19 protein-coding genes are annotated in these 21,084 nt (G+C 71.6%); 12 read left to right on the top strand and 7 right to left on the bottom strand.

Translation table 11 applies throughout. The annotated features are described in order from the left end of the window. Positions 1-14 precede the first annotated feature (14 nt). The 3 genes from IEY61_RS00415 to mca form a co-directional block, all read right to left on the bottom strand. Entirely contained in the window at positions 15-2,483 is a 2,469-nt protein-coding gene (locus IEY61_RS00415; RefSeq protein WP_229705616.1) for a putative bifunctional diguanylate cyclase/phosphodiesterase, read from the bottom strand. Between the two features lie 241 nt (positions 2,484-2,724). Then, the gene (locus tag IEY61_RS00410; RefSeq protein WP_189040195.1) at positions 2,725-3,018 is read right to left on the bottom strand and encodes a hypothetical protein; all 294 of its coding nucleotides are present in this window, start codon (positions 3,016-3,018) and stop codon (positions 2,725-2,727) included. 48 nt (positions 3,019-3,066) lie between these two features. Next, a complete protein-coding gene (gene mca / locus IEY61_RS00405) occupies positions 3,067-3,948 on the bottom strand; it encodes a mycothiol conjugate amidase Mca (RefSeq protein WP_189040194.1) in 882 nt (293 codons plus the stop codon). Between the two features lie 201 nt (positions 3,949-4,149). Between mca and IEY61_RS00400 the strand changes: the two genes are divergently transcribed. Both IEY61_RS00400 and greA read left to right on the top strand, forming a co-directional pair. Beyond that, entirely contained in the window at positions 4,150-4,584 is a 435-nt protein-coding gene (locus IEY61_RS00400) for a DUF4307 domain-containing protein (protein ID WP_189040193.1), read from the top strand. Positions 4,585-4,769: 185 nt separating this feature from the next. After that, a complete protein-coding gene (greA, locus tag IEY61_RS00395; protein ID WP_189040192.1) occupies positions 4,770-5,267 on the top strand; it encodes a transcription elongation factor GreA in 498 nt (165 codons plus the stop codon). A 58-nt stretch (positions 5,268-5,325) separates the two neighbouring features. Here the strand turns inward: greA and ilvA are convergent, their stop codons facing one another. The 4 genes from ilvA to IEY61_RS00375 form a co-directional block, all read right to left on the bottom strand. Then, positions 5,326-6,546, bottom strand: coding sequence for a threonine ammonia-lyase (gene ilvA / locus IEY61_RS00390; RefSeq protein ID WP_189040191.1), 1,221 nt, complete (start codon positions 6,544-6,546; stop codon positions 5,326-5,328). A 52-nt stretch (positions 6,547-6,598) separates the two neighbouring features. After that, positions 6,599-8,008 (bottom strand): amidase, encoded by a 1,410-nt coding sequence (locus IEY61_RS00385; protein ID WP_189040190.1) that lies wholly within the window; start codon positions 8,006-8,008, stop codon positions 6,599-6,601. Positions 8,009-8,024: 16 nt separating this feature from the next. Then, on the bottom strand, positions 8,025-9,167 hold the full coding sequence (locus tag IEY61_RS00380) for a cystathionine gamma-synthase (protein ID WP_189040189.1): 1,143 nt from the start codon (positions 9,165-9,167) through the stop codon (positions 8,025-8,027). A gap of 69 nt (positions 9,168-9,236) precedes the next feature. Continuing rightward, positions 9,237-10,208: a LysR family transcriptional regulator gene (locus tag IEY61_RS00375; RefSeq protein ID WP_189040188.1), complete on the bottom strand. Its 972-nt coding sequence runs from the start codon at positions 10,206-10,208 to the stop codon at positions 9,237-9,239. A 40-nt stretch (positions 10,209-10,248) separates the two neighbouring features. Between IEY61_RS00375 and IEY61_RS00370 the strand changes: the two genes are divergently transcribed. The 10 genes from IEY61_RS00370 (at position 10,249) to IEY61_RS00325 (ending at position 21,077) form a co-directional block, all read left to right on the top strand. Further along, positions 10,249-11,118, top strand: a complete 870-nt coding sequence (locus tag IEY61_RS00370; RefSeq protein ID WP_189040187.1) for a serine hydrolase — start codon at positions 10,249-10,251, stop codon at positions 11,116-11,118. A 122-nt stretch (positions 11,119-11,240) separates the two neighbouring features. Further along, complete coding sequence (locus IEY61_RS00365; RefSeq protein ID WP_189040186.1) at positions 11,241-12,215, top strand: MBL fold metallo-hydrolase; 975 nt, start codon at positions 11,241-11,243, stop codon at positions 12,213-12,215. Positions 12,216-12,283: 68 nt separating this feature from the next. Further along, the gene (locus tag IEY61_RS00360) at positions 12,284-12,853 is read left to right on the top strand and encodes a hypothetical protein (protein WP_189040185.1); all 570 of its coding nucleotides are present in this window, start codon (positions 12,284-12,286) and stop codon (positions 12,851-12,853) included. Between the two features lie 57 nt (positions 12,854-12,910). Then, positions 12,911-13,336 (top strand): HIT family protein, encoded by a 426-nt coding sequence (locus IEY61_RS00355; RefSeq protein ID WP_189040184.1) that lies wholly within the window; start codon positions 12,911-12,913, stop codon positions 13,334-13,336. A 217-nt stretch (positions 13,337-13,553) separates the two neighbouring features. Then, complete coding sequence (gene msrA / locus IEY61_RS00350) at positions 13,554-14,216, top strand: peptide-methionine (S)-S-oxide reductase MsrA (protein ID WP_189040183.1); 663 nt, start codon at positions 13,554-13,556, stop codon at positions 14,214-14,216. A 222-nt stretch (positions 14,217-14,438) separates the two neighbouring features. After that, positions 14,439-16,223, top strand: coding sequence for an N-acetylglutaminylglutamine amidotransferase (locus IEY61_RS00345; protein WP_189040182.1), 1,785 nt, complete (start codon positions 14,439-14,441; stop codon positions 16,221-16,223). Positions 16,224-16,249: 26 nt separating this feature from the next. Continuing rightward, complete coding sequence (ngg, locus tag IEY61_RS00340; RefSeq protein WP_189040181.1) at positions 16,250-18,097, top strand: N-acetylglutaminylglutamine synthetase; 1,848 nt, start codon at positions 16,250-16,252, stop codon at positions 18,095-18,097. Further along, positions 18,094-19,287 carry an osmoprotectant NAGGN system M42 family peptidase gene (locus IEY61_RS00335; RefSeq protein ID WP_189040180.1) on the top strand — a complete coding sequence of 398 codons (1,194 nt, stop codon included), beginning with the start codon at positions 18,094-18,096 and terminating at the stop codon, positions 19,285-19,287. Before ngg ends, IEY61_RS00335 begins: the two co-directional genes overlap by 4 nt. Before the next feature lie 354 nt (positions 19,288-19,641). After that, on the top strand, positions 19,642-20,571 hold the full coding sequence (locus IEY61_RS00330) for a ribonuclease Z (RefSeq protein ID WP_189040179.1): 930 nt from the start codon (positions 19,642-19,644) through the stop codon (positions 20,569-20,571). Beyond that, positions 20,568-21,077 carry a GNAT family N-acetyltransferase gene (locus IEY61_RS00325; RefSeq protein WP_189040178.1) on the top strand — a complete coding sequence of 170 codons (510 nt, stop codon included), beginning with the start codon at positions 20,568-20,570 and terminating at the stop codon, positions 21,075-21,077. Before IEY61_RS00330 ends, IEY61_RS00325 begins: the two co-directional genes overlap by 4 nt. Positions 21,078-21,084: the final 7 nt, after the last annotated feature.

The raw sequence follows: 21,084 nt of genomic DNA, 5'->3' as shown, positions 1-21,084 counted from the left end.
CGTACGCCGGGCGCCTACGAAGCGTCGTCGGCGCGCAGGGGGAGGACGTTGGTGGGGGTCTGGCGGGCCAGGGAGCCCAGCACGGCACCTATCTTGTCGGCCGGCATCGGCTTGAAGAAGTGGTAACCCTGGGCGGCGGTGCAGCCCAACTCGACCAGGGCGGACCGTTGCGCGGCGGTCTCCACGCCCTCGGCCACCACCCGCAGTCCCAGCTCGTTGGCCATGCCAACGGTGTAGCGCACGATCGCCGCCGCCTCGCGCGAGTCCGCCATCTGGAGGACGAACGAGCGGTCGACCTTGAGCTCGTCCACCTCGATCCGGGTGAGGAAGGCCAGCGAGGAGAAGCCGGTGCCGAAGTCGTCCACCGCCAGTTGCACGCCCATCGACCGCAGCGCGGTGAGCACCTGGTCGATGACCTCCAGCTCGCTCATCACCACCGTCTCGGTGATCTCCAGGACCAGCCGATCGGCCGGCACCTGGTGCCGGCGCAGCGCGTCGGCGATCTCACCCGGCAGCCGGCGGTCGAGCAGGCTGCGGGCGGAGAGGTTCACTGAGATCGGTACATCGAGGCCCTCCCGGGCCCAACCGGCGGCGACCGCCAGCGCCTTGTCCAACACGTACCGGGTGAAGGTGCTCAACTGATCGCTGTTCTCCACCGGCCGGATGAACTCGGCCGGCCCGAGCAGGCCCCGGCGTGGGTGCCGCCAGCGGATCAGCGCCTCCACGCCGGTCGGCGCTCCGGTGGCCAGGTCGACGGCCGGCTGCAACACCAGCACCAGCTGATCGTCGGCCTGCAACGCCTCGCGCAACTCGGCGAGCAGGGCCAACTGGTCGGTGCTGGCCGCGTCCCGGGCGCTGTCGTACGCGGCCACGTTGGCGCCACCGTTCTTGGCCTGGTACATGGCGATGTCGGCCCGGCGCAGCAGCTCGGTCAGGTCGGCGGTGCCGGCCGCGGCCACCACCACGCCGACGGAGACCTCGACCGACATCCGCACCCCGGCCACCTCGGCCGGCGCGGCCAGCCGCTCGGCGATGTCCCGAGCCTGACGCAGCGCGTACGCCATCGGGGCGGCACGGTCCGCGACCACTGGGTCCGCGGTCAGCAGGAGGGCGAACTCGTCACCGCCGAGTCGGGCCAGCAGGTCGCCGGAGCGGGTCAGCGCCTCGAGCCGGTTGGCGGTCAGTCGGAGCAGTTGATCGCCGGCCGCGTGCCCGAGGGTGTCGTTCACCTCTTTGAACTGATCGACATCCAGCAGCAGCAGCGCAACCGGGTGATCATGGGCCAGTTGCCGCAGCGCCTGGTCACCCCGGCTGAGCATGGCCGCCCGGTTGGCCAGTCCGGTGACCGGGTCGTGCACCGCCTCGTACGACGATCGCGCGGTGACCAGGCGGAGTTCCCGGTGGGTCGCCGCGTCGTGCAGGGCAGCGGCGAGGGCGTCGGCGAAGGCGGCGAAGACGTCGTGCTCCCGCCCACCGAGCGGGGCCGTACCGGGGAAGCGGACGCGCAGCCGTCCGACCTGGGTCTCCCCCACCGACAGGTCGCGGACCAGTTCCTCCGGGTCGGGTTCGCCGTTCACCGGCGGCGCGATCTCCCGGTCGGTCACCTGGCCGCTCGGGTCACCCTGGTAACGGTGCCACCGCCCGTCGCCGCGGACCACCTCGACGTCGACCTTCTCCGCCTCGAACAGCGCCAGCCCACCGGCGACCGCCGCGGTGGCCACCCCGGGCTCGTCCAGTTGGTTGAGCGCGGCGGTCGCCCCGGCGAACGACCGCCAGGTACGCCGGTCGCGGCCGTCACGCAGCCGCTGCCGGTAGGTCTGTTGCAGCAGCCACAGCGGGGCGGGCAGCAGTAGCAGCCAGCGCGGGTCGATCTCGATCAACGCGACCACCGAGACGCCGGCCACCACGTTGCCGACGAACATCAACAGCTTGCCGCGCAGGGCGGCGAGCAACGGACGCCCGAGCGGCATCCCGTGCCGCAGCGCCAGCATGACCCCGCCCAACCAGACGCTGGCGAGCAGGTGGGCGACGGCGCCGGCACCGACCGCGAGGACGAGCGCCGGCGTCGGGGCGGCCGACAACGGCTGGCCCAGAGCGGTGGTGACGGACACCGCGAGGGCGACGGCGGCGGTCTGCGTGCCGGCGATCCGCACGACGTCCAGGGTCGCCCGGCCGTCGTCCAGCACCGACAGCGCCGCCCAGGCCACCGCGACGCCGACCAGCGCCGCCGCCGGCAGCCAACCGGGCGGTACGAGGTACAGGCAGACGATCAGCGCGGCCTCGACCCAGGTGATGCTGACCACCCCGGCCGCCGCCCGGAACTGCAGCCGGGCCAACTGCGACAGGGCGAAGACGGCCACCGCGATGCCGAACCGGGGCAGCCCGCCGAGCGGATCGTCGGCCGGCAGTTGCACCGGCAGGCTCAGCCCGACCACGGCGGCGACCAGCGCGGTGCTCACGACCGCGGCCGTGAGCAGGTGCAGCCTGAATGGGTTGCCACGGCCCGGGGGCCGGTCAAGGAAAGGACCGGCCCTGCCGGAGGTCACCGACCCCCTCCCGCCGACCGGGAACACGACAGGCGATGGGCGGACATGACTGCCATGGTCATCGGCGCCCCCTCCCGCGCACAGCTTGAGGACTTTTGGTCCCCCGGCGGAAGGCTAAGCCAAACCGGATGGTCGCAACAGGGGGCGACCATCCGGTTCGACGTGAATCATGCCCCGATCAGGCGTCGCGGCGCTGCTGATGCCCGTTGGCAGGGTCTGCGGATGAATCCGCCGTGATGGTCCCACCTGTCGGATCATCGGCCGTCCAAGCCGCCGCGTCCGGTCCGTTGCCGGACTTCTCGGCGGGGAACCGATCGGGCAGCCGGCGCAGCCGGGCATTCATGTTGCGGATCAGCAGCACAGTGGCGGTGCCCAGCATCAGGATGAGGAAGAGACCCATCGGCCCGGCCAGGCCACCCGTGCGGGTGTCCCCGAAGTTGTTCTGGGCGAGCACCTCAGCAACGGTCAGCATGGGATTCCTCCGAACGGCGGCGTGCGACAAGGGTAGCCCGCCGCCGGATCAGCGGGCATGGGCCGTCTCCCGTACGCCGGCGAACAGGTCGGACTCGGGCAGCGGACTGTCGACCAGCGACCGGACCAGCTGGAAATCCTCCGTCGGCCAGGCACGCTGCTGCAACTCCATCGGCACCTGGAACCAGAAGCCGTCCGGGTCGACCTGGGTCGCGTGGGCACGCAACGCGTCGTCGCGGACCGGGAAGTATTCGGCGCACTCGACCCGGGTGGTGATCCGGGGGCCCTTGTCCGGCCGGTCCTCCCAGCGGGTCAGCCACTCCGCGTACGGGGATGCCACGCCGGCGGCCAGCATCGCCTCGTGCAGCGCCAGGATCTTGCCCTTGGAGAAACCGACGTCGTAGTAGAGCTTCAGCGGCTGCCACGGCTCGCCCAGCTCCGGGTAGCGCTGCGCGTCGCCGGCGGCCTCGAAGGCCGCCATGCTCACCTTGTGGCACATGATGTGGTCCGGGTGCGGATAGCCGCCCTCCTCGTCGTACGTGGTGACGACGTGCGGGCGGAACTCGCGCATCAGCCGCACCAGCGGACCGGCGGCCACCTCGACGTCCTGGAGGGCGAAGCAGCCCTCCGGCAGCGGGGGCAGCGGATCACCCTCGGGCAGCCCGGAGTCGACGAAACCCAACCAGGCCTGCTCGATGCCGAGGACGGCCCGGGCTGCGTCCATCTCGGCCCGGCGGATCTCGGCGATGTTGGCCCACACCTCGGGCCGGTCGAGCTTGGGGTTGAGCACGCTGCCGCGCTCACCCCCGGTGCACGTCACGACCAGCACGTCCACTCCCTCGGCGACGTATTTCGCCATGGTCGCGGCGCCCTTGCTCGACTCGTCGTCGGGATGCGCGTGGACGGCCATGAGTCGAAGTTGCTCTGCCAACGTCGGCGCTCCTCGTCTCTGCCCATCGGCGGGCCCCATCGGGCCAACCGTTGACCTGCCGAATTCTCCCCCGTCGCGGTGTCTGCCCGCACCGGCTGTCATATTTGACAGCAGAAGTACCTGACACCGAGCAGGGCAGTATGACGGACTCCGCCATTCTTGCCGATGCCGCCGACAACAACGCCAGGGAGATACCCGCCGGTGACCGAGACGCACGCCACACTTTCGCCGGGCGCGCCGGTGTTCCCGCCCGGCCGGTACGGCCGCCGTCGGGAGCCCCGTCGCCGCCGGCCGGTGCTGACCACGCTGCTGGTGGTCGCCACGGTCGCGGCGCTCACCATGGTCTCGGTCCGGCTCTACCGGCAGTACGGCGATCCGATGTACGACGCCCAGGTGATCAGCTACTCCGACATCACGGACACCCAGGTGGTGGTCGACTTCCGGGTGCACCTGCCGGACGGCGGGTCCGCGGTGTGCGCACTGCGCGCCCGGGACCACGCCGGCGCCGAGGTGGCCCGCGAGGAGGTGCCGGTGACCGCCACCGAGGGGCAGAGCCATGTCGTCGTCCGGCACCGTCTCGCCACCACCGCCCGCCCCTTCATCGGCGAGGTGGTCCGCTGCCGGCCACCCGCCTGAGCCCCCGGAACCGGCACACAGCCAGGCGGAACCGGCAGACAGCCCGAACCGGCACACACGCTGAACCAGCGGACAGCCCGAGCGTTCCGTCGACGGGACGTGATCACCGGCACTTGCTGTCGTAGCCCACTGGTAGCTTGGAGGTTCACCTGTCAGCCAGCACGCACAACTGAGGAGGACCGCCTGTGTCCAATGGCAATAAGGCGCCCGCCACCTGGCTGTCCAAGGACGCGTACGACCGCCTGCAGGCTGAGCTCGACGAGTTGATCGCCAACCGGCCGGTCATCGCCGCCGAGATCAACGCCCGGCGGGAGGAAGGCGACCTGCGCGAGAACGGCGGCTACCACGCCGCCCGCGAGGAGCAGGGCAAGGCCGAGGGGCGCATCCTCTATCTGAAGGAACTGCTCCGCACCGCCGAGACCGGCGAGGCACCGACCGCCGACGCCGTGGCGCCCGGGATGGTCGTGACGATCTACTTCGACGACGACGCCGACGACACAGAGACGTTCCTGCTCGGCTCCCGTGAGATCGCCTCGACCACCGACCTCACGGTCTACAGCCCCGAGTCGGCGCTCGGCCAGGCGATCCTGGGCGGCAAGGCCGGTCAGACCTGCACCTACACCGCTCCCAGCGGCGCGGACATCAAGGTGACGGTGGTCAGCTTCGAGCCGTTCGCCGGCTGATCGACCGGCCGGGCAACGGCCGACCATGGCGCGCAGAGGCGTGACGCCCTCCGGGGTGTCACGCCTCTGGCGCGATCATCACCTGGTAGCCACTGGCCCGCAGGGCACCGATCAGCTTGTCCGAGTGCTCGACACCCCGGGTCTCCACCGACAGCGCCACCTCCACCTCGCCGAGGCGCAGGTGCGGGTTGGCCCGCTGGTGTTCCACGTCCACCACGTTGGCCCGCTGTTCGGCGATCTCACGTAACAGGGTGGCGAGCTGACCCGGCTGGTCGGAGCAGCGGACGGTGATCCGCAGGTAACGGCCGGCCGCCGCCAGACCGTGCTCGATCACCCGCATCATCAGCAGCGGGTCGATGTTGCCGCCGGAGAGGACCGCCACCACCGGCGTCGTCACCTCCACCGCGCCGGCCAGCAGCGCCGCCACACCCACCGCGCCAGCCGGCTCCACCACCTGCTTGCCCCGCTCCAACAGCATGAGCAACGCCCGCGAGATGTCCTCCTCGGAGACGGTGACGATCTCGTCGACGAGCTTGCGGACGTGGGCGAAGGTGACCTCGCCCGGGCGGCCGACGGCGATGCCGTCGGCGATGGTGCTCAGAGTGGGCAGGCGCACCGGCTCACCGGCCAGCAACGAGGGCGGGAAGGCCGCCGCGTCCGCCGCCTGTACGCCGATCACCCGGACGTCCGGGCGCAGCGCCTTGGCCACCACCGCCAGTCCGGAGACGAGTCCGCCACCGCCGACCCCGGTGACGATCGTCCGCACCTCGGGGCACTGCTCCAGGATCTCCAGGGCCACCGTGCCCTGCCCGGCGATCACGTCGGGATGGTCGAACGGATGGATCAGCACCGCGCCGGTGCGTTCGGCGAACGTCTCCGCCGCGACCAGGGACTCGTCGACCGTGGCCCCGACCAGTTCGACCTGGGCGCCGTACCGCTTGGTGGCCGCCACCTTCGGCAGCGTCGCGTTCACCGGCATGAAGACGGTGGCCCGGGTACCGACCAGCCCGGCGGCGAGCGCCACCCCCTGGGCGTGGTTGCCGGCGCTCGCCGCGACCACCCCCCGGGCCCGTTCCTGCTCCGACAGCCGCGAGATGCGCACGTAGGCACCGCGCACCTTGTACGAGCCCGCCCGCTGAAGGTTCTCGCACTTGAGCCAGGCCGGCCCGCCGAGCGCGGCGGTGAGCGGCCGGGAGGGCTCCAGCGGGGTGGTGCGGGTGACACCGGCGAGCAGCTTCCGCGCCGCCCGCACCTCGTCGAGGCTGACCAGTTCCGTCATGTTCCGATCGTGCCACCCGCCCCGCGGGCCCCGGACGGCGGAGCTGTGCGGATCAGGTGCCGGCGGGCGATCCCGTGCCGGCCCGGGGGTAACCGGGGGCGTGTCGTGGCCACGGGGCCGCCATCTCGAACTGACCGGCGACGCCGAGCAGCAGCAGCTCCGAGCCGGGCGGGCCGACCAACTGCACGGCCAGCGGCAGCCCGTCCGGGCGGCGACCCACCGGGACCACCAGGGCGGGCAGGCCGGCGATGTTCCAGGGCGCCGCGTACGGGGCGTACCGGATGTTGGCCAGCATGTTGGCCCGCCAGGACCGGGACGACCAGCTGGTGGCCGGCGGCGGCGCGGTGGCCAGTGCCGGGGTGAGCAGCAGGTCCACCGAGTGGTCGGCGAAGAAGCCGATCGACCGCTCGCGCCAGGCGAGCCGGTCGGCATCCCGGACGTACCCGCGCCGCCATGCCCAGTCGCCGAAGGCGACGTGGCGGCGGCTGCGCGGTTGCAGGCTGCCCCGGTCGATCCCGGCGGCCCGCACATCCGCCGCCGCGGCGGCGAACCAGGTGGCGATGCCCTGCAACCCCAGGGCCGTCGGATAAACCGGGTCGGCCGGTACGGTGTCGTGCCCGGCCCCGGCGAGCAGCCGGCCGGCCGCGGCGACCGCCTCCCGGTTCGGCGCGTCCGGCGAGACCCCACGCACCGGGGAACGCAGCGACACGCCGACCCGCAGCCGCTGCGGCGGGACGAGCTTCTCCTGGGCGCGGCCGGCGAGCACCTGGAAGCCGACCGCCGCGTCGGCGACCGTGGTGCTGAGCATGCCGTGCTCGACCAGCCCGAACCAGTCCTCGGCGCCGAGTTGGCAGGGCACCACTCCCCGGCCGGGTTTGAGGCCGACCAGGCCGCAGCAGGCCGCCGGGATGCGGATCGAGCCAAGCCCGTCGTTGCCGTGCGCGATCGGCACCAGCCCGGCCGCCACCGCTGCCGCCGCGCCACCGGACGAGCCACCGGGGGTCCGTCCCAGGTCCCACGGGTTGCGGGTGACGGCGGTGTCGTCGTCGGTCACCGCCCACAGGCCCAGCTCGGGCATCCGGGTGACGCCGAGGATCACCGCGCCGGCGCCGCGCAGCCGGCGGACCACCTCGTGGTCGGCCTCCGCCACCGGGGTACGCACCGCGGCCGAGCCGTTCCAGGTGGGCATGCCGGCCACCGCAGTGTTCTCCTTGACCGCGACCGGAACACCGGCCAGCGGAAGGTTGGCCAGGTCCTCCTGCTCGTCGACCTTCTCCGCCTCGGTCACCGCCTCCCCGCCGCGTACGGCGCGGAACGCGGCGAGGTCGGCGTCGGCCTTGGCGACGTGATCGAGGTGGTCGGCCAGCACCTGGGTGGCCGAGACATCTCCCCGGCGTACGCCCCGGGCGATCTGTTTGGCCGTCGCCCCGACCCAGGTCGGCATGATGTCCTGCACGGCCACCCTCCCCAGCCAGCGGTCAGCTCAGCGCCTGCTCCAGATCGGCGAGCAGGTCCTCGACCGTCTCGATGCCGACAGACAGTCGCACGAGATCGCCGGGAACTTCAAGCGGCGAGCCGGCAGCGCTCGCGTGTGTCATTCGGCCCGGGTGCTCGATCAGGGATTCCACCCCGCCGAGCGACTCGGCGAGCACGAAAAGCTTGGCGCGGTTGCAGATGTCCACGGCGTGTTCCTCGCCGCCGGCGGCCCGGAACGAGATCATTCCGCCGAACCGGCGCATCTGCTTGGCCGCCACCTCGTGGCCGGGGTGCGAGGGCAGTCCCGGGTAGAGCACCTCGCGGACCTTGGCGTGCCCGTCCAGGTACGCGGCGATCCGCTCGGCGTTGTCGCAGTGCCGGTCCATCCGTACGCCGAGGGTCTTGATCCCGCGCAGGGTGAGCCAGGCGTCGAACGGGCCGTTGACCGCGCCCATCGCGTTCTGGTGGTAGCGCAGTTCCTCGCCGAGCGCGGCGTCGGCCGCCACCAGCGCGCCGCCGACCACGTCGGAGTGCCCGCCGATGTACTTGGTGGTGGAGTGCACCACCACGTCCGCGCCGAGGGCGATCGGCTGTTGCAGGTACGGCGAGGCGAAGGTGTTGTCGACCACCAGCAGCGCGCCGGCGTCGTGCGCGACGGCGGCGAGGGTGGCGATGTCGGCGATGCCGAGCAGCGGGTTGGTCGGCGTCTCCAGCCAGACGATCTTGGTGGTGCCGGGACGGATCGCGGCCCGCACGGCGTCCGGGTCGGAGACCTTCGCCGGGGTGTACGTCAGCCCCCACCGCTGCGCGACCCTGGCGAAGAGCCGGTACGTGCCGCCGTACGCGTCGTCGGGGATGACCACGTGGTCACCGGGGGCGCAGACGGCACGCAGCAGCGTGTCCTCGGCGGCCAGCCCGCTGGCGAAGGCGAGCCCGACCGGCCCGCCCTCCAGCGCGGCCAGGCACTCCTGGAGCGCGTCGCGGGTCGGGTTGCCGGACCGGCTGTACTCGTAACCCTGCCGGGGCGCCCCGACGGCGTCCTGGGCGTACGTGCTGGTCTGGTAGATCGGTGGAATGACCGCGCCGGTACGGGCCTCAGGGTCCTGGCCGGCGTGGATGGCGAGCGTGTCGAAGCCGTGGTTCATTACCCGAACGTTAGTCCGTGCGCCCGCCAGCGGCTTCCAGTCGGTCAGCCTGGGGTGTTCGTCCGGGGTTCACCGGCCGGTACCAGCCGCGTGGGGAGCGAACACGATGCTCCACGGGCGCGCCGCATCCGCCCGGGGGACGGCCATCGGCGGGGCCTCCTCGTTCAGCGTCGCCGCGGCGATCTCCGCGAACTGTTCCGCCGCCGGGTGGTGCGACTGCGCGGGCCAGGCCGCCAGGGTGGTCCTGTGCAGCGGGTGGCCGGCGATGGGTCGCCACACCACGCGCGGCTCGCGGCGTGCGGCGCTCTCGGGTTCGAACGCGACGCCGTGTCCGGCAAGTACGAGCCCCAGCAGGAACTCGGGGTTGCGGGCATGGCGGATCCGTGCCGGCGCGAAGCCGTGTTGCCGGCACACCTCGAGGACGTGGTCGTGCCAGCCTGGCGCGGTGGCGCGGGGCGGCAGAACGACGTCATGGCCGGCGAGGTCGGCCAACGCCAGGTCGGTTTGCCGGGCCAGCGGCGACGCGCGCGGCAGCACCACCCCGAGCCGGGTCCGGGTGGCTGGACCAAACCGCAGGTCAGGAGCGTCCACCGGGTGGTGCACCAGGCCGATGTCGAGCCGAGCGTCGGCAAGCATCCGCAACTGCTCGCCGGTGGTCAGTTCCTGAAGGTCGACGTCGAGCCCGGGTAGCTGGTCGGTGAGTTGCCACAGGAGGGCCTGGAGCGTGACGGCGGGTGTTTCCGGTGGTACGCCCGCGCGCAGTGTGCCCAGTGTTCCGTCGCGCACCATGCGCATGAGCGTCCGCATCCGCTGCTCGCCGGCGAGCAGGCCACGCGCCTCGTCGAGAAGCAGTCGGCCAGCGGGAGTGAGCGCGACCTGGCGCCGGGAGCGGTCGAACAGTTCGACGCCCAACTCCCGCTCCAGCCGCTGGATCGACTGGCTCAGCGGAGGCTGGGCGATGCCGAGCAGTTCGGCGGCGCGGCCGAAGTGCAGCTCTTCGGCCACCACCGCGAAGTAGCGCAGGTGCCGGAAGAGGTCCATGACCTGACGGTACGCGAGCGGTGCCGGCTACCGTGTCGGCGTGCTGGCGTGGAAAATCTTCGACAAGGTGGGGGTCGACGCGTGCGTCCACGTTGTTGACATCGACAACGGCCGCGAGGTCGGGACGCGCGCGGACGAGCAGGTGGTGATCGCGTCCGTGTTCAAGATCCTGCTGGTGCTGGAGTTCGCGCGGCAGGTTGTGGCCGGGCAGGTCGACCCCACCGAGCGGGTGCTGGTGGGCGCCGGGGACCGGCTGGGGGGTTGGGGTACGGCAGGGTGCGCCGACGACGTGGAGCTGTCGCTGCGCGACCTGGCGTACTTCACCATGTCGGTCAGCGACAACACGGCCGCCGATCTGCTGCTGCGGCGGGTGGGTCGGGACGTCGTACCGCTGCTCGCCGCGGAGTTGGGGCTCGCCCGTACCCGGGTGATCGGCGGGCCGCGGCAGGTGCTCGAGTCGATGTTCGCCGACGTCGGCGCGAGTGACGCCGCTGAGTTCGCTCGGATCTTCTCCGCCCTGCCCGAGGAGCGGATACGAGCCTTGCGGGTCTTCGACCCCGCGCACACCACCTCCAGTACCGCGCGGGAGATCACCAGGCTGCTGGCCCTGATCTGGCGGGACGAGGCCGGACCGCCCGCGGCGTGCGCGATGGTGCGGGACCTCATGGCACGGCAGATGTTCTGGACCCGGTTGCCGTCCGGCTTCCCGCCCGAGGTGCGGGTGGCCGGCAAGACCGGCACCCTGCCGGGGCTGCACATCGAGGCAGGGGTCGCGGAGTACCCGGACGGCGGCCGGTACGCGATCGCGGTCTTCGCGCAGACCCAGCGGCTGAGCACCCGTCGGATCGACGTCGACCTGGCCATGGGTGAGGCCGCCCGGGCCGCGGTCGAGGCGCTGCGGGGGATGTGAGCCACGCCTCAGCCGTAGGTTATGCCGGGCCGGCTGGCCAGGACCGATACGCGACCGGGTATGCAAGGTACGAGCGGATCGTCTTGGACGCGCCACGCCGGACGGTGCAACGCTCTCGCGCCATGACCGAATCACGACTCGGCCGGCGCCGGTTCCTCAGTACCGCCGCCGGCGCGGCGGTGGCCACTGCGGCCACCGCCGCCTCGATCCCGTCCACCGCGTCCGCTGCGCCGACCGCGCCGCGCCGCCGTGAGGCGAGCGGCCCCGCCGCCACCTTCCGCTGGCTGGGCACCTCCGGTTGGCGTATCGACATCGGCGCGAAAACAGTGCTGGTCGACCCGTACCTGAGCCGCTTCAGCACCGGGCTGTTCGCCGGCGCGTTCAACCCGGCCACCCCGCTGGCCGTCGACACCGAGCGCATCGCGGAACATTCCGGCACACCGCAGACAATCCTCGTGACCCACACCCACTGGGACCATTACAACGACGTCCCGCACATCGCCACGCAGTCCGGCGCCCGGGTGTTCGGCACACTCACCGCGTACCACCTCGGGGTGGCCTACGGCCTGCCCACCTCCCAGCTCAGCACGGTCAAGGGCGGGGAGGTGCTCGATTTCGGCGACTACACCGTCGAGGTGGTGTCGTCGCTGCACAGCCGCAACGGTTCGTACTCGATGGCCTTCCCCGGCGTCCGGGTCGAGGCGCCGGCCGAGCCGGAAACGATCGCGGACCTGCCGGAAGGCGACACGCTCGCCTTCCAGGTGACCCCGCGCGGCGGGCCGTCGGTGCTCTTCATGGGTGCCAGCGACTTCGTCGAACGCAACTTCGCCGGCCTGGCCCCCGACGTCGCGATGATCGCGGTACCGAACACCGACTCCACCCACGAATACGTCCCGCGTCTGTTGGAGGCCCTCGACCGGCCCACCACTGTGGTACCGGTGCACTGGGACAACTTCGAAACGGCACTGACGAACCCGCCCCCGGTCAGCGCGAACGACCAGGCTCAGCTGAACAAGTTCCTCACCGCCGTGCGCAGGGTAGCGCCGCGTACCCGCGTCCTGCTGCCGCGGTATCTGACGCCGTACACCTTCGCCTAGCGCCCTCCGGACCAGGCGGCATCGCGCGGCCTTGACGGCCCGCGATGCCGCCGAGGAAGGATCACGCCTTGTACCGCCGCATCCTTGCCGTCGTGGTCGTCGCTGCGCTCTGCACCGGCGGCTGGATCGGCCTGCGCATCGAACATCGCATCACGAAAGACCGCCGCGACCTGCACGACCTCACACGGAGGTCACCGTGGCCGCGCGAGAAGCTGCTCGTACCCGACGATCTCCCACCCGACGGGGCGCTTGGCTGGCTGGACCGCAACGGCCTCGAACTGGTCTTCGATCTCGCCATCTCCGACACGCGGAAGGTCCCGTTGAGGTGGCAGCTGCACCCGACAGGACTGGACGGAACGCCGAAAGGCGACGTCGACTGCGTGGCCATCGCCGTCGTGACCTGTGCGGACCTCGGTGACGGATTCACGTTCGCCGTCTCCAAGCAGGCGCCGAACAGCATCCCGTCCACGGCGCTCTCGCGGGTCGACGGCGACCGCCTACTCAGCGTCATCGTTCAGGTACCAGAATATGTGGAGGCCGATGCGCTACGGCCGGTGCTGACCCGCACCCATCGACCCACCGATGCCGAGTTGCTCGCGCTGCTGCGCCGTGACGAGTACGAGACGGACTGGAGCTAGTGATTCAACGGGGCGGGTTGGCGAGCGCGGTTTCGCGGCCGGTCATAGCCTGAGCCGGTGGCGGGGTGTGTGTTCTGCGGCATCGTGGCGGGTGAGGTGCCGGCGTTCCGGGTCGTCGACGAGCCGGACGGGGTGGCGTTCCTGGACACCCGGCCGGTGTTCAAGGGGCACGTGCTGGTGGTGCCCCGCACCCACCTGGTCGCCCTCGCCGACCTTTCGCCGGAGTCCATCGCCGGTTACTTCGGGCTGGTCCGGCGGCTGGCCGTCGCGGTCGAGGCCGGGCTGGGTGCGGGCGGCACCTTCGTGGCGATGAACAACAAGGTCTCCCAGTCGGTGCCGCACCTGCACACCCACGTGGTGCCGCGGACCAAGGGCGACGGCCTGCGCGGCTTCTTCTGGCCGCGTACCCGCTACGCCGACGACGCCGACGCCACCGCGTACGCCGACCGCATCCGCACCGCCCTCTCCACCGATCCGACCTGATGACCTCGGCGAGGGCGCCCCGAATTTGTTCGTTCAGATTTTTTTCCCGCCCGCGAACAATTTCGACGATGGGCGCCTGGCGGAGCAGCCGGAGTTGGGTCGAGGAGTACGCGCGGACACGTTGGCGGCGGAATCGGGCCTGACCGGCGACGAGGCGGGTAAGGAAACGGGATCCGCCGGTGTTGCACGCGGGGAAGGGTATGAAAGGAGTTCCACCGTGTTCCTCCGCCGCATGAAGGCCGAGATGGTCTCCCCTGACCGGGCCCTGCCCGGTCGCCCGATCGCGATGCCGGTCGCCGACCGGCACGAGGTGCTCGGGACCCCGCTGACGGGCCCGTTCCCCGCGGGCTCGCAGGTCGCGGTCTTCGGCATGGGGTGTTTCTGGGGTGCCGAGCGGCTGTTCTGGGCCCTGCCCGGCGTCTTCACCACCTCGGTCGGCTACTCGGGCGGCTACACCCCGAACCCGACCTACGAGGAGGTCTGCTCCGGCGAGACCGGGCACGCCGAAGTGGTCCAGGTGGTGTACGACCCCACCAAGATCAGCTACGAGGACCTGCTCAAGGTCTTCTGGGAGAACCACGACCCGACCCAGGGCATGCGCCAGGGCAACGACGTCGGCACCCAGTACCGCTCGACGATCTACGCCACCACCGACGAGCAGCTCGCCACCGCGCAGGCGTCCCGGGACGCGTTCGCGCCGATCGTGGCCCGCGCCGGCAAGAGCGAGATCACCACGGAGATCGGCCGGCTGGGCGACTATTTTCTTGCCGAGGATTACCACCAGCAGTACCTCGCCCCGACCAAGAACCCGAACGGCTACTGCAACCACGGCCCGAACGGCCTGAGCTGCCCGGTGGGCGTCGCCCGTACCGCAGGCTGAGGCGTACGCGGGGGTCGCGTACGTCGGCCCCCGCGTACCGTTTTGTGCGGTCTTTTTCACAGCTCGTCGGCTCGCGCGAGCCCCGCACCCGGGTGACCGGAGGCCGATACGGCGCCGGCCCGCCTTCATTTGCCGCGGGCGCGCGGATCCTAGCAATCCTGTCACGCGACCGTCATGGTCTCAACAGGCGAATCGCAACATCCTCTGGCAGCATGGGCTGCCATGTGCGGACTGGCTGGGGAGTTCCGACGAGACGCGACGCGCGCCGATGTCGCCGCGGTGGAACGGATGGCCGCCACGATGTGTGACCGCGGGCCCGACGGCAGCGGCGTGTGGTCGAACGGTTCCATCGCTCTCGGTCACCGACGGCTGGGGATCATCGACCTGTCGGCCGCCAGCGGGCAACCCGTCGTCGATTCCGCCTCCGGACTGTCGGCCGTCTTCAACGGCTGCATCTACAACTACCGCGAACTGCGGGCCGAACTCGCGGCCAAGGGTCACCACTTCTTCTCCAAGGGTGACAGCGAGGTCGTCGTCAAGGCGTACGCCGAGTGGGGGCTCGACTTCGTCGACCACCTGGTCGGCATGTTCGCCGTGGCGATCAGCGAGCGGGACACCGGCCGCCTGGTGCTGGCCCGGGACCGGCTGGGCGTCAAGCCGCTCTACCTCGCCGAGTCGCCCGGCGTGCTGCGCTTCGCCAGCACTCTGCCCGCCCTGCTGGCCGGCGGCGGCGTGGACACCACCATCGACCCGGTGGCGCTGGCCCACTACCTGAGCTTCCACAGCATCGTGCCGCCGCCGCGCACCATCCTGCGCGGCGTCAGCAAGCTCCCCCCGGCCACCGTCCGGGTCTACGAGGCCGACGGCACCACCCACGAGCGGGTCTACTGGAACCCGCCGTTCCTGCGCCACGCCGAGCACAGCGGCTGGTCGGAGCAGGACTGGCAGGACGCACTGCTGGAATCGCTGACCACCGCCGTACGCCGGCGGATGGTGGCCGACGTGCCGGTCGGCGTGCTGCTCTCCGGCGGCCTGGACTCCAGTCTGGTGGTGGCCCTGCTCGCCGGCGAGGGGCAGCGTGAACTCTCCACCTTCTCCATCGGCTTCGACGCCGTGGGTGGACGGGAGGGCGACGAGTTCCGCTACTCCGACCTGATCGCCAAGACCTTCGACACCGACCACCACCAGATCCGGGTCGCCGCACAGGATCTCGTCCCGCCGCTGGAGGCCGCCGTCGCGGCCATGAGCGAGCCCATGGTCAGCCACGACTGTGTGGCGTTCTACCTGCTCAGCCAAGAGGTGTCCCGGCACGTCAAGGTGGTGCAGTCCGGCCAGGGCGCCGACGAGATCCTGGCCGGCTACCACTGGTACCCGCCGCTGGCGCGGGTCGACCGCGAGCAGGCCCTCGAGACGTACGCCCGGGCCTTCTTCGACCGCGACGCCGCCGGGCTGGCCCGGGTGCTCAACCCCGACTGGCTCGCCGACGGCGACCCGGCCCGCGAGTTCGTCGCCGCGCACCTCGCCCAGCCCGGCGCGCAGAGCCCCGTCGACGCCGGCCTGCGCATCGACACACAGATCATGCTGACCGACGACCCGGTCAAGCGGGTCGACAACATGACCATGGCGCACGGGCTGGAGGCCCGGGTGCCGTTCCTGGATCACGAGTTCGTGGAACTGGCCGCCGCCTGCCCGCCGGAGCTGAAGCTCGCCCAGGGCGGCAAGGGCGTGCTCAAGGAGATCGGCCGCCGGATGCTGCCGCACGAGGTGATCGACCGGCCGAAGGGCTACTTCCCGGTGCCGGGCCTCACCCACCTGGAGGGCAAGCTCCTCGACCGGGTACGCGACGCGCTGCACGCGCCGGAGGCCCGCCGCCGCGACCTGTTCCGCACCGATTACGTCAACGCCCTGCTCGACGCCCCCAACGCCGAACTGACCCCGTTGAACGGAAACAAGCTGTGGCAACTCGGACTCCTGGAAATGTGGCTCCAGAGCCACGCAATCGATTGAGCCCCACCGACACCCTGGCCGCCGGGATGGCCCGGACCGACCGCGGTCGAGGCGCGGGACGACGCTACGAACGGATCGGGCCGGGCGGTGATCCGATCGCCGCGGGCAGCGTGGACGCGGTCGACGAACGCCCGGGCGACGACGAAGGTGTCGTGCTCGACTGCGGCTGGGGCCGGTTGGTCTTCGGGCAGACCTTTCCCGATCAGGCCGCCGTCGCCGACGTGCTGCGCTCCGAGGCGGCCGGCGCCCGGGACATCTGCATCTACCTGCGTGACCCGCACGTGCTGGTGTCCCGGCTGCCCGACGAGCTGTTCATCGACCCGTCACTGACCTACCGGCTGCCGCTGAGCGGTTTCCGGCCCGACCCCGCCGAGGAGGCCGGCGGCGCCGACCCACCGGCGCCGGCCAACGGCCGGCCGGAGCTGCCCGGGGTGCGCATCCGCCGACTGCGTGACGCCGCCGACGCGGACGCGGTCAACCGGATCTACGCGGCCAACGGCATGGTCAACGCGCCGGTCGAGGTGCTGGTCGACAACGCCGCCAGCGACCGTTTCCTGCACCTGGTGGCGGAGGTGACGACCGGCGAGATCGTCGGCACCATCACCGGCATCGATCACGTGGCGGTCTTCGACGACCCGGACAACGGCGCCAGTCTCTGGTGCCTGACGGTCGACTTCAACCAGGCTCCGCCGGGCACCGGCCAGGCGCTGATCACCGAACTGGTCGCCCGCCTGGTCGCCCGGGGCCGGGCGTACGTCGACCTGTCGGTGCTCGCCGAGAACGCCGGGGCGATCCGGCTCTACGAGCGGCTCGGCTTCTACCGCACCGCGACGCTCTGCGTGAAGCGGAAGAACCCGATCAACGAGCGGTTGTTCCTGCCGGCCATGCCGCACGGCTACGACCAGCTCAACCCGTACGCGCGGATCGTCGCCGACGAGGCGAGGCGGCGGGGCATCCGGGTGGAGGTGACCGACCCGGAGTGGGGTGAACTGCGGTTGGTCAACGGCGGCCGGACCGTCCTCACCCGGGAGTCGCTGTCCGAGCTGACCTCGGCCGTGGCGATGAGTCGTTGCGACGACAAGCGGGTCACCCGTCGGATCCTGGCCGAGGCCGGCCTGTCGGTGCCGCGCGGGCGCACCGCCACCGGCAACTCCGCCGATACGGCGTTCCTGGCCGAGGTGGGCCAACTGGTGGTCAAGCCGGCCCGGGGCGAGCAGGGCAACGGAATCACGGTGGGCGTACGCACCCCCGAGGCGCTGACCGCCGCCATCGAGCTGGCCACCCGGTTCTGCCCCGAGGTGCTGCTGGAGGAGCTGTGCACCGGCGAGGACCTGCGGGTCGTGGTGATCGACCACGAGGTGGTGGCCGCCGCGGTGCGCCGGCCCGCCGCGATCATCGGTGACGGCGTACGCGACATCGCCGAGCTGATCGAGCGGCAGAGTCGCCGCCGCTCCGCCGCCACCGGCGGTGAGTCCCGTATCCCGCTGGACGAGATGACCCGGGACGTGGTCACCGAGGCCGGGTACGAGCTGCACGACGTCCTGCCCGAGGGGCAGGTGCTGGCGGTACGACGCACCGCCAACCTGCACACCGGCGGGACCATCCACGACGTCACCGGCGAGCTGCACCCGGTGATCGCCGAGGCGTGCGTGGTCGCCAGCCGGGCGCTGGACATCCCGGTGACCGGGCTCGACCTGCTGGTGCCGGCCCCGGACCAGCCCGAACACGTCTTCATCGAGGCCAACGAGCGGCCCGGGTTGGCCAACCACGAGCCGCAGCCCACCGCCGAACGCTTCGTGGATCTGCTGTTCCCCGGGACGCGGGCACCGCAACGGCTGTGGACCCCGGCGGGTGCGGGAACATCGGGGACATGACCGTACGCAAGACGATTCCGCTCCCCATCGACCTGGACTACCTGCGCCAGGTGCTGGTCGAGTTGCTGGACATTCCGAGCCCGTCCGGACGTACCGACCACGTGCAGCAGTACGTGGGCGAGCGACTCTCGGCGCTCGGCATCCCGTCGACGCTGACCCGCCGGGGCGCGCTGAGCGCCTGCCTGCCCGGCCCTCGGGAGACCGGGGCGGACCGGGCGATCGTGGTGCACACCGACACCATCGGCGGGATGGTCAAGCGGCTCAAGGAGAACGGTCGGCTGGAACTGAAACAGATCGGCACGCACAGCGCCCGGTTCGCCGAGGGAGCACACGTACGGGTCTTCACCGACGACCTGGAGCGGGTGATCACCGGCCAGGTGCTGCCGCTGAAGGCCAGCGGCCACCGGTACAACGACGCCGTCGACGAGCAGGGCATCGGCTGGGAGCAGGTGGAGGTACGCATCGACGAGCCGGTCGAGAACATCGCCGGCCTCCGTGCGCTCGGCATCGACGCGGGCGACTTCGTGGCGTTCCTGCCCAACCCGGCCGTCACCCCCAGCGGGTACGTCAAGTCCCGGCACCTGGACGACAAGGCCGGGGTGGCCGCGGTGCTCACCGCGATCAAGGCCATGGTCGACGCGCGGGTGACGCCCGCGGTCACCGCGCACCTGCTGATCACCGTGACCGAGGAGATCGGCCACGGCGCCTCACACGGCCTCGACCCGGACGTCGCCGAGATCGTCTCGGTGGACGCGGCGGTGGTCGCCCCGGGGCAGCAGTCCCGGGAGGATGCCGCGACCCTGGCGATGGGCGACGGGGTGGGCCCGTTCGACTACCACCTCACCCGCAACCTGGCGGCCATCGCTGCAGAACACGACGTGGACCTGGTCCGGGACGTCTTCGACTACTACCGCTCCGACGTGGCAGCGGCGGTGGAGGCGGGTGCCCACGCCCGGGTGGCCCTGGTCGGCTTCGGTGTCGACGCCACCCACGGCCACGAGCGGACCCACCTGGAAGGGCTGCGCCATCTGACCCAACTGCTCTGCCTCTACCTCCAGAGCGACCTGGTGTTCCCCGAGTGGGATGCCGAGCCCGAGGGCGACCTGGTCGACTTCCCCTCCCTGGCAGTGCAACCGGCCAGCGAGGATGGCCCCCGCGAGGGCCCGATCGGCATCACCCCCACCTCCTGAACGCCGAGTCGCCCTCCGGTGCTGCGCTGGCCCCGCCGGATGTGATCGAAACCCGTTGCCGGCGGGCTCGCCGCTGGATAGCGTGGCGGTACACGGGAAAGGAGGTGGTCCAGACTTGTATAGCAATCGGACTCGTGAGGTGGCTGTCCGCTAGCCGCTGTCCTCGACAGTGCGTCCGCCTCTCCGGGCGGGCACGGTAAGAGTCGTCGAGACCGTGTGGCAGCGGTGCGGCGAATCCACGACAAGCCACCCGACCCCCGGGGTGCCGGCCCAGTCCAGCCGGCCCGCGCGCCAGCGCGGAAGCCCCGGGGGTCGCTTCATGCCGGGGCGGCCGGGCCAGCGCGGGAGGTCGACGTGTCCATGCGCGAGCTGATCGTGCTCGGGACGGCCAGCCAGGCCCCCACCCGGGCGCGCAACCACAACGGGTACGTGCTGCGCTGGGACGACGAGGTGATCCTCTTCGACCCGGGCGAGGGCAGCCAGCGGCAACTGCTGCACACCGGCGTCACCGCCACCGACCTGAGCCGGATCTGCGTCACGCATTTCCACGGCGACCACTGCCTCGGCCTGCCCGGCATCATCCAGCGGCTCTCCCTGGACCGGGTGCCGCATCCGGTGGCGGTGCACTTCCCGGCCGAGGGCGTCGAATACTTCGCCCGGCTGCGGCACGCCAGCTCCTTCCACGAGACCGCCGAGCTGCTGGTGGCGCCGATCGAGGCGGACGGCCAGCGGATCGAGCTGCGCTGCGGCACCCTGGAGGCGCGCCGGCTGCGGCACCCGATCGACACGTACGGCTATCGGCTGGTGGAGCCGGACGGGTACCGGATGCTGCCGGAGCGGCTGGCCGCGTACGACATCGGCGGGCCGGCGGTCGGCGAACTGCAGCGCGTCGGCCACCTCGACCTGGACGGGCGCCGCGTCACCCGGGCGGAGGTGAGCGTGCCCCGGGCCGGGCAGCGGTTCGCCTTCGTGATGGACACCGGCCTCTGCGACGGCGTGTACGCGCTGGCCGAGCAGGCCGACCTGCTGGTGATCGAGGCGACGTTCCTGGAGTCGGAGGCCGCACTCGCCGCCGAGGTCGGGCACCTCACGGCCGGCCAGGCCGCGCGGGTGGCGGCCGAGTCGGGGGTACGCCGGCTGGTGCTCACCCACTTCTCCCAGCGGTACGCCGACCCGGCCCGCTTCGCCGACGAGGCCCGCGCCCACTTCGACGGCGACCTGGTGATCGCCGAGGATCTGACCACGGTCCAGGTGCCACCCCGGCGGGTACCCTCGGCGGGGTGACTGTCACGCTGCGTGCCGCGACCGCTGAGGATCTGATGGCGGTTGGCCGGCTCCACCAGCGTTCGCGGGTCGCCGCCTACTCGTCGATCCTGCCGCCCGAGGCACTGGCCGACCCGACCCCGGAGGCGATGGGCGAGTACTGGCTGGCCCGGTGGAGCTATGAGCGGGCCGACCACCGGATGACCCTCGCCGAGCGGGACGGCACGGTGGTCGGCTTCAGCTATCTCGGGCCGGACGACGAGCGCGATCCGCACACCGGCCTGCTCAACGCCATCCACCTGGCGCCGGCCGAGCGTGGTCGCGGCGTCGGTCGGACTTTGATGATCGACGCGCTGGCCGACATGCGGGGGCGTGGCTGGCACCGCGCGGTGCTCTGGGTGCTGCGCGACAACACCCACGCCCGCCGCTTCTACGAACGCGGCCGCTGGCTGCCCACCGGAGTGGAGCGCGACGACCTGATCGGCAGGGTGACCGTCCGACAGTTGCGCTACACCCGCCCGCTCTGATGTAACA

This window comes from Micromonospora sonchi (assembly GCF_014646235.1).
Taxonomy (GTDB): Bacteria; Actinomycetota; Actinomycetes; order Mycobacteriales; family Micromonosporaceae; genus Micromonospora; species Micromonospora sonchi.
Note: the sequence above shows the minus strand (reverse complement) of the source record. Positions and strands in the feature narration are given on the sequence as shown.